Genomic DNA, 12,712 nt, shown 5'->3' on the forward strand with positions numbered 1-12,712 from the left:
GCTTCAGGGCGCGGCGGTTCCCCTGGCGTGCCCCATGCCGGGGCGGCATACATGGCGGGCTTTGTTCATGCTCCCCTTGTTCCCAGGTCCAGGCATGCGGCCAGCAGAGCCCTGGCCCGATGCCTGGACGCACGATGGTCCGGGGCATATACGCGTGAGCGTCCTGGTTCGTTCGGGCTCAAGGTTGTCCCCGCCGCCTCGGCGCGGGCTTTCAGCAGGAAGTCACATCCATGAGTGAGACGCGGTGGTCCGGTCGGTTCGAGGCGGCGATGGGCTCGTTGGCGGCCCGCAGCCACCAGAAGCCCTGGGTGGCGCTGTTCTTGACGCTGGTCCTCACGGGCCTGGGCACCTTCTTCGCGCGCGACCTGCGCCTCAACGCGGACCTGGCGCACCTGCTGCCCAAGTCGTTCCAGTCCGTGAAGGACCTGGACAAGCTGCGCACGCGCTTCGGGGGCCAGGGCAACGTGGTGGTGGCCGGCATCGGCGCGGAGCCCGAGCAGCTCAAGCAGTTCGTGGATGACCTGGCGCCGAGGCTGGGGACGCTGCCGGAGATCCGCTTCGTCAACGCGCAGCGGCCCAGCCAGTTCTTCGAGGAGCACGGCCTCTACTACGTGGACCTGGACGACCTGAAGACCATCGAGCAGCGCATCGACGCGCGCTTCGCGTGGGAGAAGGAGCAGGCCAACCCGCTCTTCGTGCGGCTGGAGGACGAGCCGGCCCCGTCGCTGGACTTCAGCGACATCCAGAAGAAGTACACCGGCGGCGCGAACATGCGGCTCGCGGGGCAGGGCGGCCTGTACTACCTGGATCCGCAGGAGCGCATGGTGGTGATGCTGCTCAAGGCCAAGGGCTCCTCCGCGGACCTGGGCTACTCCAAGGAGGTCATCTCCCAGGTGGAGGACTTCCTCGCGAAGCAGGACCTGTCGAAGTACGGCCCCGGCTTCCACACGGAGATCACCGGCACGTTCAAGAAGAAGATCGACCAGCAGGAGGTCATCACCAATGACCTGGCGCGCGCGTCCACGCTGGCGCTGGTGCTGCTGCTGGGCTACCTCATCTTCCACTTCCGCAGCGCGCTGTCCGTGGGCCTCACCATGGCGCCGGTGGTCGCGGGCCTCGCGTGGACCTACGGCTTCGTGGGCATCGCGTACGGGCAGGTGAACCTGCTCACGGGCTTCCTCGCGGCGGTGCTGGGCGGCCTGGGCGTGGAGCACGGCATCCACCTGCTGGGCCGGTGGGGCGCGCTGCGCACGGAGGGCATGACGTCGGAGGAGGCGGTGCGGGAGACGTTCCGGCACACGGGCTTCTCCGCGCTCATCTCCGCCCTGGTGGCGGCGCTCACGTTCCTCAGCCTGTCGTGGTCTGAGTTCAGGGCGTTCCACGAGTTCGGCGTCATCGCCGCCGTGGGCATGATGGTGAGCGTGGCGTCGTACCTGCTCATCCTGCCGGCGCTCTTGGGGCTGGTGTCGCGCTTTGGCTGGGTGCCGCGCGAGCACCAGTCCCAGTCCGGGCCCATGGCGCTCCTGGCGCGCTTCCTGCCGCGGCGCTACCGCGCGGTGGCGCTGGTCATCGGCGTGGCGCTGGTGGGGCTCATCAGCCAGGCGTACCGGGTGACCTTCAACTACGACTCCACGAAGCTGGATGACGTGACGCTGCCGAGCGTGCGGCTGGACCGCCGCATCGACCACATCCTGGGCTATTCAGCGACGCCGGTGGTGGTGCTGACGGACACGGAGGACATGGAGCGCGAGGTCGTGAAGCAGCTCCAGGCGCGCAAGGAGAAGTACGGCAAGGACTCCACCATCGACTTCGTGGGCGCGCTGGAGGACCTGGTGCCGCGGCAGCAGGAGGAGAAGCACGCGCTGCTCCAGTCCATCCACCAGAAGCTCCAGCGCATCGACCCGGCGCGCGTGGACAAGGCCCAGCGCGAGGACCTGGTGCGCGCGGTGAAGATGACGGGCGCGAAGCCCTTCACGCGGGATGACCTGCCGGTGAGCCTGCGCCGCCAGTTCGAGCCGGCGGCCGGCCAGAAGGGCGGCGTGGTGCTCGTCTACGCGAACGTGAGCCTGTCGGACGGCGCGGGCACGCGGCGCTTCACCAAGGAGGTCCGCAACCTCCAGATGCCGGACGGCAGCGAGGTGTCCGCGGCGGGCGAGGCGCTCATCCTGGCGGACATCCTGGACATGGTGGCGTCCGAGGGCCCGCGCATCCTGGTGGCCGCGGTGCTCAGCGTCTTTTTGGCCATGTGGCTGACGCTGGGCTCCTTGCGCAACGCGGTCATCTGCATGCTGCCCACGCTCCTGTCCGTCGCGGCGCTGGTGGGCCTGATGGCCATCCTGGGCCTGCAGTTCAACTACCTGAACATCGTCGTCATCCCGGTGCTCATCGGGACGACGGTGGACGCGGGCGTGCACCTGATTGAACGGCTGGGCGAGCCGGGCTCGGACTTCGTGAGCGTCTACGCGGAGACGGGGCGGGCCATCGCGGGCGGCCTGCTGACGAGCGCCATCGGCTTCCTGGCGCTGGTGTTCGCCAAGCACCCGGGCCTCAACTCCATTGGTGACCTGGCCAACCTGGGCTTCGCGGTGAACATGGTCATCGTGCTGGTGGGCTTCCCGGCGCTCCTCCTGCTGGTGGACCGCTGGCGCCACAAGCACAGCGCCACGCCCACCCCGGCGGGCGGCGACGGCGCCGAGCACCCCGCCGAGAGCTGACGAGCGACAGCCGCATCCGTGCGGACAAGAAGGCCCCGGCTCCTCCCGCCGGGGCCTTTCTGTTGGTGCGTCCGGCGCCCTCCATCCCCACCTTCGTCCAGTATGGGACGCTCATACTTCAGGTATCAGTCCGGGCCGATGTTCGAGAATGCCTTTCTCGAGGCCTGCTCGAAGCTCCACCCCGCGGTGCCGTTCCTCTTCTACGGCCCGCTCACGCTGGGCCTGCTCGGGTGGGGCCTGCACGCGAGAAGGACGACGCTGGGGACGAGCGCGGTGTTCGTGCCGCTCGGCCTGCTGACATGGGTGGTGATGGAGTACTGCATCCACCGGTATGTCTTTCATTGGGAGGGCAGGGGGCCGTTCACCCGGCGGCTGCACGAGGTGGTGCACGGCTACCACCACAAGTACCCGGACGACCCCATGCGCCTGGTGATGCCGCTGGGGGCGAGCGCCCCCGTCGTGGCCCTCATCGGCGGCATGCTGTGGTGCGTGGGCCGCCCGGCGCAGATGCTCCCGTACTTCGTGGGCATCGTCTGGGGCTATGTGGCGTACGACTGCATCCACTGGGCCACGCACGCGCATGCGCCGCGCACGGCCTGGGGCAGGAAGCTGCGCGCGCACCACATGGCGCACCACTTCGCGACGCCGGATCGCAACTTCGGCATCAGCAACCGGTGGATGGACCGCTTGATGGGGAGCGACGGCCGGCGCGACAGGACGAGGTGAGGCGCGTGGGGCGGGGCAGGCCCCCGCTCCTCAAGCGGCCTTGTCCGGCACGCCCGTCCACGCGGCCACGAAGTCCGCCAGGCCGCGCAGCTGACGGTCGTTGAGCGTCGCCTGCCAGCGCGCGTGGCGCACCGCCCGGTACGCCTCCGGCGCGTCCCAGCCGCGCGCCACCATCACCGCCAGCCCCATCAGCGGCCCGCGCCCCACGCCGTGCTCGCAGTGCGCGTACAGCACGCCGCCCGCGTCCAGCCGGGGCAGCGCCCAGCGCACGCCCTGCGACAGCTGCTCCACGGACGGCGGATGGCGGTCCGTCACCGGCAGGCTCAAGAGCTCGATGCCCAGCGCCGCCAGCGCCTCGCGGTCGTCACAGCGCTCCGCGCGCAGGTCGATGACGCAGGTGATGCCCCGGGCCTTCAGCTCGCCGTAGCGCGCGCGGGACACGCTGCCGCCCACGTGCAGCCACGGGTTCACCTGGGACACGTTGAGGGCGCGCTGGCCGGGCAGCTTGGTGGTCCACTCCACCCCGCGCGCCACCACCCGCAGCACCTGCTTGCGCACGAACCCCCGGACCCCGGGGACGTGATGCACCGACCGCAGCAACGACTCGCTCACGCTGAGGAACTCCCGGGCGGCTACTCGCCTTCCAACGTCACTTCCATCAACCCGTCCACCGGCGCCTTGCCCGGGCGCTCCATCACGCCCCGCAGCAGGTACGTCACCGGCGAGCCCACCATCGGTCGCACCAGCCCGCCCAGCACGCCCAGCGACTCCACCGGCGCGCTGCGCTGGAGCAGGGACGTCCCCTTGAGCGTCAGCGCGGGCTTGCCGTCGCGGTCGGTGAACTCCGCCCGCCAGGTGCTCTTGTCCTTCGTCCCCGTCTGCGTGAGGGCGAAGGACTCCAACAGCCGCGCGTCCCCCTTGTCCTCCCAGAGGTACACCGGCGCGTAGTCTCCGCTCTGCCCCTCGCGGCCCAGCACCACCGCGTACGGCGGCCCCTTCAGCGCGCGGAAGCGCACCCAGCGCTTCGCCACCTTCGCCGGCGCCACCGTGCTGCGCGAGTGGTCCACGTACCCGCCGCCCTTCAGCGTCACGCCCTCTTCCGCGGGCACGCGGAGCTTCACCGTCACGGGGCTGCCCGCCAGCACGACCTCGTGGCGGTAGCGGTCCTTGCCGCTCTCCACCACGGAGCCCTCCGGCGACCACGGCGCCGGCTTGCGCGCGTACTCCAGCTGCACCCGGCCGTTGTCCAGCGGCGCGTCCACCGTCAGGCCCGTGTCCGTGGCCCGGGCGAAGCAGGCGCCCATCGTCAGCTGGTCCTGGGCGGGGTTGTAGCTCCAGTCATTCGCCCCCATGCGCTTCTGCGGCGCCCAGGCGCGCTTGCCGGGCCGCAGCACCGTGGCGCGGCAGATGCCCGTGCGCGACCCCGGGCCGATGTTCGTCACCGACAGGTTCACCGTCACGTAGGTGCCGTCGTCCGTGTCCGCCACGAAGGTGAAGCTCTCTCCGTACCGGTCGTTGGAGTCGTACGACAGCTTCAGCACGCCACCACCCGCCGCCGCCACCCCCGGAAGCGAAAGCAGGGCCCCCAGCAGCAGGGCCCTCAAGCCGCGGGCGAGCGTGTCACGCCGCATGGGGCCGCTGCTCCATGAGCTCGTCCGAGGAGTGGTCGTTGAAGACGTAGTCGCGCTGCAGCGGCAGGTTCCACGCGAAGTAGACCACCCCGCGCACCATCCACCAGCCCAGCGTGTACGCCAGCTGCGGGTGCAGCGTGAGCAGCGCCACGCCGCCCGCGTTGAGCAGCGCGCTCGTCGCGCTCACCAGCGTGTAGCGCGCCAGCTGCGGCGCCACCGCGCCCTGGCTGCGGAAGGTGATGACCCGGTTGAGGGTGTAGTTCACCACGCCGCCCAGCACGCAGCCGGCCACCGTGGCCCACACCGGGGAGAGGCCTCCCCACTCCACCATGCCCAGCACCGCCACGAAGTCCACCGCCGTGGCGATGGCGCCCGCCGCCGCGTTGAAGCCGAACAGCGCCATGCCCGAGCGCGGCTGCACCGGCTTCTTGGGCGTCAGGGCCCGCACCAGCGTGCGGAAGCGCGACACCGCCGTGACGTTGCTCAGGATGGCCACGAACACCAGGCCCGCCACCGCCAGCCAGTGCATGGGGTGCTTCTGCTCCGGCCAGAACAGCGCCTCCAGGATGGGCGACAGCGCCGTGCCCACGCCCAGGAACAGCACCCGCTCCAGCCGCTGCATCGCGCCGTCACGCACGCTCACGCCCAGGCCCTCGCCCTTGGCGCGCACGTACGGCACCAGCGAGGAGCCCATCAGCGCCCCCAGCGCGGGCAGCAGCACCCAGGTGTCCCGGTAGTACCAGGCCAGGCCCATCAGGATGGCGGAGTCCACGTAGCGGTCCAGCACGGAGTCCAGCGCCGCGCCCGCGGGGTTGGCCTCCTTGCGGGTGCGCGCCACGCGGCCGTCCATCACGTCCAGCACGCCCGCGAAGAGGAACAGCCAGCCGCCCAGCGCGAAGCGGCCCGCCGCCACCGCCACGCCGGAGGACACGCCCAGCAGGCCGGACAGCATGGACAGCGCGTTGGCCGGCAGCCCCGAGCGCAACAGCACTGCCCACAGGGGCTGGATGACCCAGAAGAAGTAGTGGCGCAGGAAGAAGCCCACCAGCACCGACTTGCCGCGCGTCAGCGTCTCCGCGTCCCGGGGGATGCCCTTGATGGCGCAGCGGATGCAGAACAGCACCAGGCCCACGAGGAAGTAGGCGACCGCGAGGAGCGCGGGCGCCAGTGCGGTCCAGATGCGTGCCGAGGGGGACAGGTCTCCACTCAGCCAGGCCAGGATGTGGTCATGCACGGGTATTCCCTCCAGACGGCAGGGTCATGGGCGCCACTCCTGGCGCATCCACGGCCCGTCTAGCGAAGACAGCCCTCACGACGACGTAGGCCACGACCGCCGCGGTCATGCCCGCGAGCACGTCGAGGATGTAGTGGTGCGTGAGGTACACGGCGGAAAAAGCCACGAGCAGCGCGAACAAGCCCGTCCCCACCCGCCACGCGGGGCCCTTGTGCCAGAGCACGAGCACCATCATCAGCGGGTAGGCCGCGTGCAGCGACGGCATGGCGCCGAACACGTTGGGGTTGCGGCCGTAGAAGTTCGCGAAATAGTGGATGCCGAAGAAGGCATCGAAGCGCGCCGTGCCCGCCGGACTGGGTGGCGCCGCCAGGTTCGCGAGTCCCGGCCCGTACTTCAGGACGTACCAGGGGGGCGCCGCGGGGTAGAGGACGTACGTCACGACGCCAATGGCGTTCACCAGGAAGAAGGCCCAGCAGAGCTGTTCGAAGCGCGCGTCCTTCTTGAAGAAGAACAGGAGCGCCACCAGGAACACCTCGTAGATGTAGGCCGCGTAGGCGAAGCCGCACAGCAGGTCCAACGGCGTGTTGGGGTGGTGCGACCACCATTCGGGCCAGTTCACCCCTCCCGGGGCGGGGAACAGCGTCTTCTCGAGGTTGAACAGGTCGCCGGTGTGGATGGTGCCGCGCACCCCCAGCCACAGCGACTGGCTGTCCAGGATCATCCCGGTGAGCCACAGCGGAAACGCACCGCGGAGGAACCGCCGCGGGCCGGCGCCGGCCCAGGCCAGCACCACCAGCAGCAGGTCCGCCGCGGCGTGTTCCCACCGGACCCGCCCGGTGGCGACAACCATCGCGAGGTGGCCCGTCGCCATGAGGGTGACGAGCCACTTGAACGCGGTGTCGTTCTTAGCGGGAGAGCGGGAGGTCATCCCCGTAGTAGTCCATCCCCAGATGCGTGATGGGCTCTTCGCCCGCGACGACGCGCAGCGTGTTCTTCAGCTTGGTCAGCTGGATGAACAGGTCGTGCTCCACCGGCAGGCCCGGGTGGGCCATGGGGCTCTTGAAGTAGAAGGACATCCACTCCTGGATGCCCCGCCACTCCAGCCGCTTGGCCAGGTCCATGAACAGCGCGATGTCCAGGACGAGCGGCGCCGCCAGGATGGAGTCGCGGCAGAGGAAGTTGACCTTGATCTGCATCGGGTAGCCCAGCCACCCGGTGATGTCGATGTTGTCCCAGCCCTCCTTCGCGTCGCCGCGGGGCGGGTAGTAGTGGATCGACACCTTGTGCGAGTACTTGTTGTACAGCTCCGGGTACAGGTCCGGCTGCAGGATGGTGTCGAGCACGCTCGACTTGGTCACTTCCTTGGCCTTGAAGGCCTGCGGATCATCCAGCACCTCGCCATCCCGGTTGCCCAGGATGTTGGTGGAGAACCAGCCCTCCAGGCCCAGCATGCGCGCCTTGAGCGCGGGCGCGATGACCGTCTTCATCATCGTCTGGCCGCTCTTGAGGTCACGGCCCGCGACGGGCACGCCCTCCAGCTTGGCCAGCTCCTGCAGCGCGGGCGTGTCCACGGCCGCGTTCGGCGTCCCGTTGGCGAACGGCACGCCTTCCTTGATGGCCGCGTAGGTGTAGAGCGCCGTGGGGTTGATGTCCGGGCTGTTCGCGTCCAGCGCCTTCTCGAAGTTGGCCAGCGTCTGGAAGGCCTCCGGCAGCGGCCGGAAGGTCTCCACGCTGCTGCACACCACCATCACGGCGCGCTTGGCGTTGAGCTCCTTCTTGAAGTCCCGGATGTCCTGGCGCAGCGCGTCAATGCTCTCGCGGTGCGTCTTGGTGGACTTGATGTGGTTTGCCGCGATGCGGCGCACGAACTCGGGGTCGTGCACGCCCGGCTTCGGCTTGATGCCCTGGAGGAAGGGCTTCACCTGCTCCAGGTGCTTGTCGGTCAGCACACCCGAGCGCACGGCCACCTGGTAGGCGTCCTCGCTGATGATGTCCCACGCGCCAAAGACGACGTCGTCGAGCGTGGCCAGCGGCACCAGCTCGTTGAGCTTCACGGTGCGGCCGTCGGTGCGCTTGCCCAGACGGGCCGTGCCCATCTGCGTGAGCGAGCCGATGGGGGCGCCCTTGCCCTGCCGCGCCAGCTCCACACCCGCCATCAGCGTGGTGGACACCGCGCCCAGGCCCGGGATGAGCACCGCCAGCTTGCCCTCGGGCTTCGCGACCTTCTTCTTGTTCTCCATCATCCTGATTCCTTCGAAAAGGCGGGAAATCGCTCCGCCCAATGAGCGTCTCCGAGTCCGTCCATCCGGCGCCGGCAGGCTGCCGGACGGAAGGTGGAAAATCTCGAAAGCGGATGGTTGATACTCTAAACCGTCTGTCACTTCAACGTGATGTGAGGGCGGTCCCGGCTCGTACCACGGCGGCGGCCGGCTGCATGACTCGGGCCGGGGCGCGCTACAAGCCAGGACGAACGGCGCTGTCAGAGAAACAGCAAACCCGGGGGCAAAGGCCTCACCCACCGCGGCGGGCGTCCTCGGAGCGCCTGCCGGGTGGGCCGGGGTGGTACGGCTCTGCGCTTGCTCTGCTTTCGCACACACCCTGACACGTATGTCAGGTTTTGAGAAGGTGAGAACCGCCGGGTTTCCGGCGGCCTTCCGCCGGTTTCGCGATCAATTGTGCCGGGCGGCGCCCTTGTCGAGCTTCTGGTTGTCGCCCGGGCGGTACGTATCGCCGGTGAGGACGGCTTTCACGAAGCCGACCAGCTGGACCATCTTGCTGTTGGGCGTATCCCAGTACTCGGCCTTCTCCACGGAGACGCGCAGGAGGGCGAGGTGTGGATCATCCAGTCCCTGCGGGAACCAGGCCTTGAGGGAGGGGTTCCACAGCTCCCTGGCCTTGGCCTTGTCGTGGACCAGGTGGCAGCGGCCGCTGACGGACACGTAGCGGTCCCTCGCCGGGTCGGAGTAGGCGAGGTTGACGGAGTGGTCCTTCTGCACCTCGTCCACCTTCTGGGTGTGGTCGTGGGTGAAGAACCAGAGCTCTCCGTCGAAGTTCTTGTCGTAGGTCCACATGGGCCGGCTGCGCAGGCTGCCGTCGGTGTCCACGGTCGTCATCATCGCGACCTTGATGCCGTGGATGAGCTTGCCCAGGTGCTCCACCACGTCCTGCGGACTCTTCGTCGTCGTCATGTCCTCGCCTCCCTTGGGGGTTGAAGGTAGGCAGCGGTCAGGCAGCGAACACCGGGGGGGCGGCCGGGTCGGCGCCAGGGCAGCCGGGCGTGTGATAGGGGGCGTGCCGGGACCGCTCGCTTGTTTCTTCCCTGGGAACGAGGCCGCCGGCCCGGGAGCGACACGGATGCTGAAGACCGCGTGGAACGAGTGGAGCCTGAAGGCGCTGCAGCTGGAGACGGCGCTGCTGGCGCTGGAGGAGATCGAACTGCCGGACGCGATGCACGCGCTCCAGGACGCGGCCCAGCAGAAGCTGCTGGAGCTGGCGCGGGCGTGGCAGAAGACGCAGCCGGCGAAGGAGCCGCGCCAGTGGACGCGCGAGGAGAAGGCGGGAGGCGCGCCTCGCGACGAGGAGCTGGCGGACCTGGTGAAGGGCTTCCGCGAGGACGGCAAGGAGTGGACGCTCTACCGGCTCACCAGCGACAGGAAGGAAGTGGTGGAGACGGTGGTGTCGGAGGGGCGCGCGTGCATGGCGGCCGGCGGTGAGTACTACCTGGGCCAGTGGGACGCGGAGGAGGGCGTGCTGGAGGTGGGGCGCGACGACGAGGCCGGCGAGCCCGGCACCGGGCTGGTGCTGGAGCTGAGCGGCGAGCTGAGCTACTCGCCGTCTCCGGACCTCTAGTTCGACTCGAAGAACTTCACCATCCGCGCGCGCAGCTTCTCATCGGGCAGCCGTCCGAAGCCCGCCTTGACGTTGTCCTCCAGGTGGGCGGGGTCGGACGTGGCGGGGATGGGGCAGTTCACGGCGGGGTGGCCCAGGATGAACTTGAGGAAGAACTGGGCCCAGCTGGTGCAGTCGAACTCCGAGGCCCAGTCCGGCAGCGGGCGGCCCTTCATCTTGCGGAAGAGGTTGCCCTTGTCGAAGGGCTCCATCACCAGCACGGCGACGCCGTGCTCCCGCGCGGCGGGCAGCAGGCGCTTCTCGGCGTCGCGCATGGAGAGTGAATAGGGCAGCTGCACGAAGTCCAGCTTGCTGCCCTGGAGGTGCTTCTCCAGGTCGTCGAAGGCGCTGCGCAGGTAGTGGGTGACGCCCACGTAGCGGATCCTCTTCGCGGCCTTCAGCTCGCGCAGCACCGGCAGGTGCACGTCCACGTCCAGCAGGTTGTGCACCTGCATCAGGTCCATGCGGCCGTGGCCCATCTTCTGGAGCGAGGCCTGGAGCTGCGCCGCGCCCTCCGCCTTGCCGCGCGTCCAGACCTTGGTGGCGAGGAACGGCGTCTTCTCCTGACCGGACTGCTCCAAGAGGTCACCCACGACGGCCTCGGAGCGGCCGTACATGGGCGAGGAGTCGATGAGGCGCGCGCCCGAGGCGAAGAACTTCTGGAGGACCTCGGCCAGCGGGGCGCGCTCGCTCGCGGCGCCGCCGACGTCGAAGGTCTGCCAGGTGCCCATGCCGATGACGGGCAGGGCTTCGCCGGAGCTGGGAATGGGACGGGTGAGCATGCGGGGACCGGGGGTTGGGGATTGGGCGAGAGCGGAGAGGGACGGCGCGAGCGCGGCGCCAACGCCCGCCAGCAGGACCTCGCGGCGGGATCGGGGACGGGACGGGCGCATGGGGGAAGCGTAGCGGCCGGGGACGCCGGGCACCGTGCTTCGTGAGGGGGAAGGCGGGCAGGTGACAGTTCGGGATGGCACCGGTGTTCCCCTCGCCGCGAGGGGCGATTCCGCCCTGCTCGAGTCCCTTTGAGGAAGGTCCAGGCGATGAAGCGCAAGGTCGCGGTGTGTGTCGGGGTGATGGTCGCGGTGGTGGCGGGAGCGGCCGGGGCCGAGGAGCGGACCGGAGGGGCCGTTGCCGAGGATCCACGGCCCGCGCCCGTCGAGGATCCGCCCGCCACGGTCATCGCGGTTCCGGTCCAGGCGCTGTCGCCCGCGCCCCTCGTGGAGGCCGCGACGGGCGGTGAGCCCGCGCGGACCACGGACGCCCCGGTGGCGCGGCAGCGCTCGGACGCCGAGGAGATCCACGTCCCGGTGGTGCTGATGGCCCTGCCGCACGTGAGCACCGCGGGCACGGCCACGGAGCGGCTGGTGACCACGTTCGCGCTGGGGGCGCTCGGGACGCATGCGAAGCGGGTGGAGGGCGCGGCCATGTCCCTGGGCGCGAACTGGGTGGGCGAGGAGCTGTCCGGCGCGCAGCTCGCGCTCGGGATCAACGTGGTGCGGGGCGCCGCGTCCGGCGCGCAGTTCGCCGTGGGAGGCAACGTCGTCACGGGTGAGCTGGAGGGCCTCCAGGCCTCGGTGGGCCTCAACGTGGCGAAGGGCGCGGCGGCGGCCGGCCAGTTCTCCGTGGGCGGCAACATCGCGGGCGGCGAGCTGTCCGGCGGCCAGTTCTCCGTGGGCGGCAACATCGCGGGCGGCGAGCTGTCCGGCGGCCAGTTCTCCGTGGGCGCGAACATCGCGGGCGCGGGCGGCGTGGGAGGCCAGTTCACGGTGGGCGCGAACATCACGACCGCGCCGCTCAAGGGCGCGCAGCTCGCGGTGGGCGCGAACATCGCCCCGTCGATGTCGGGGCTCCAGGCCTCCACGGGCCTCAACTACGCGGGCCGGATGGACGGCGCGCAGCTGTCGCTCCTCAACGTGGGCGGGGAGGTGTCCGGCGCGCAGGTGGGGCTGGTCAACATCGCGGGGAAGGTGGACGGCCTCCAGCTGGGGTTGATCAACGTGGCGCGCGAGTCCCAGGGCGAGGCCGTGGGCCTGCTGAGCTTCATCGGCAATGGCCAGGCGAACCTGCAACTGTGGGCCAGCGACATCGCGTACACCAACGCGGCGGTGAAGTTCGGTGGCCGGCACTTCCACACGCTGCTGACGTTGGGCTTCAACCCCGGCACTGAAACACACCGTCGCCGTTACGTGGGAGGCATTGGTTTCGGCGCGCACATCCCCACGGGGTCATTGTTCTTCGACCTGGATGTCATTGGCAGTGGAGTGCACAAAGACAATCTCTTTCGTGATGGCGATGGCTTGAATGTGCTGGGACAGTTGCGGCTGGTGGCGGGCTGGCAGGTGGCGAAGCGGTTCGCGCTCATCGGCGGTGTCACCGGCAACACACTCGTGACCTGGGACAACGGGGATCGTTGGGAGGAATTGGGTATCGGGCCTGAGTGGCGCAGCGTCTCCGACGGGGGGCGCACCACCGTGCGTGTGTGGCCGGGCGTCCTGCTGGGCGTGCAGATCTGACGCGGT

The 12,712-nt window shown here is 69.6% G+C and carries 11 protein-coding genes; 4 read left to right on the forward strand and 7 right to left on the reverse strand.

Going from position 1 to position 12,712, the window contains the following annotated elements; genetic code table 11:
• Positions 1 to 230: 230 nt before the first annotated feature.
• Both KYK13_RS01955 and KYK13_RS01960 read left to right on the forward strand, forming a co-directional pair.
• Entirely contained in the window at positions 231 to 2,714 is a 2,484-nt protein-coding gene (locus KYK13_RS01955) for an RND family transporter (RefSeq protein ID WP_223641462.1), read from the forward strand.
• A gap of 138 nt (positions 2,715 to 2,852) precedes the next feature.
• The gene (locus KYK13_RS01960) at positions 2,853 to 3,440 is read left to right on the forward strand and encodes a sterol desaturase family protein (RefSeq protein ID WP_223641464.1); all 588 of its coding nucleotides are present in this window, start codon (positions 2,853 to 2,855) and stop codon (positions 3,438 to 3,440) included.
• A 30-nt stretch (positions 3,441 to 3,470) separates the two neighbouring features.
• On the opposite strand, the gene KYK13_RS01965 is transcribed toward KYK13_RS01960, so the two are convergent.
• The 6 genes from KYK13_RS01965 to KYK13_RS01990 all read right to left on the reverse strand — a co-directional run bounded on the left by KYK13_RS01965 (position 3,471) and on the right by KYK13_RS01990 (position 9,493).
• The gene (locus KYK13_RS01965) at positions 3,471 to 4,052 is read right to left on the reverse strand and encodes a phosphatase (RefSeq protein ID WP_223641466.1); all 582 of its coding nucleotides are present in this window, start codon (positions 4,050 to 4,052) and stop codon (positions 3,471 to 3,473) included.
• A gap of 20 nt (positions 4,053 to 4,072) precedes the next feature.
• On the reverse strand, positions 4,073 to 5,071 hold the full coding sequence (locus tag KYK13_RS01970; protein WP_223641468.1) for a hypothetical protein: 999 nt from the start codon (positions 5,069 to 5,071) through the stop codon (positions 4,073 to 4,075).
• Positions 5,061 to 6,305: a GtrA family protein gene (locus tag KYK13_RS01975; protein ID WP_223641470.1), complete on the reverse strand. Its 1,245-nt coding sequence runs from the start codon at positions 6,303 to 6,305 to the stop codon at positions 5,061 to 5,063. Before KYK13_RS01975 ends, KYK13_RS01970 begins: the two co-directional genes overlap by 11 nt.
• Positions 6,298 to 7,233: a phosphatase PAP2 family protein gene (locus KYK13_RS01980; RefSeq protein WP_223641472.1), complete on the reverse strand. Its 936-nt coding sequence runs from the start codon at positions 7,231 to 7,233 to the stop codon at positions 6,298 to 6,300. The genes KYK13_RS01975 and KYK13_RS01980 overlap by 8 nt, the downstream gene beginning before the upstream one ends.
• Positions 7,211 to 8,545: an inositol-3-phosphate synthase gene (locus KYK13_RS01985; protein ID WP_223646472.1), complete on the reverse strand. Its 1,335-nt coding sequence runs from the start codon at positions 8,543 to 8,545 to the stop codon at positions 7,211 to 7,213. The genes KYK13_RS01980 and KYK13_RS01985 overlap by 23 nt, the downstream gene beginning before the upstream one ends.
• Before the next feature lie 429 nt (positions 8,546 to 8,974).
• Complete coding sequence (locus KYK13_RS01990) at positions 8,975 to 9,493, reverse strand: pyridoxamine 5'-phosphate oxidase family protein (RefSeq protein ID WP_223641474.1); 519 nt, start codon at positions 9,491 to 9,493, stop codon at positions 8,975 to 8,977.
• A gap of 166 nt (positions 9,494 to 9,659) precedes the next feature.
• On the opposite strand from KYK13_RS01990, the gene KYK13_RS01995 reads away from it, so the two are divergent.
• Positions 9,660 to 10,154 (forward strand): hypothetical protein, encoded by a 495-nt coding sequence (locus KYK13_RS01995; protein WP_223641477.1) that lies wholly within the window; start codon positions 9,660 to 9,662, stop codon positions 10,152 to 10,154.
• On the opposite strand, the gene KYK13_RS02000 is transcribed toward KYK13_RS01995, so the two are convergent.
• Positions 10,151 to 10,975, reverse strand: coding sequence for an aldo/keto reductase (locus tag KYK13_RS02000; RefSeq protein WP_223641479.1), 825 nt, complete (start codon positions 10,973 to 10,975; stop codon positions 10,151 to 10,153). The genes KYK13_RS01995 and KYK13_RS02000 overlap by 4 nt on opposite strands.
• Positions 10,976 to 11,233: 258 nt before the next feature.
• Here KYK13_RS02000 and KYK13_RS02005 point away from each other — a divergent pair, with 258 nt between their 5' ends.
• Positions 11,234 to 12,706 carry an LA_2272 family surface repeat-containing protein gene (locus KYK13_RS02005; protein WP_223641481.1) on the forward strand — a complete coding sequence of 491 codons (1,473 nt, stop codon included), beginning with the start codon at positions 11,234 to 11,236 and terminating at the stop codon, positions 12,704 to 12,706.
• Positions 12,707 to 12,712: the final 6 nt, after the last annotated feature.

This window comes from Corallococcus sp. EGB, from assembly GCF_019968905.1.
Classification (GTDB): Bacteria; Myxococcota; Myxococcia; order Myxococcales; family Myxococcaceae; genus Corallococcus.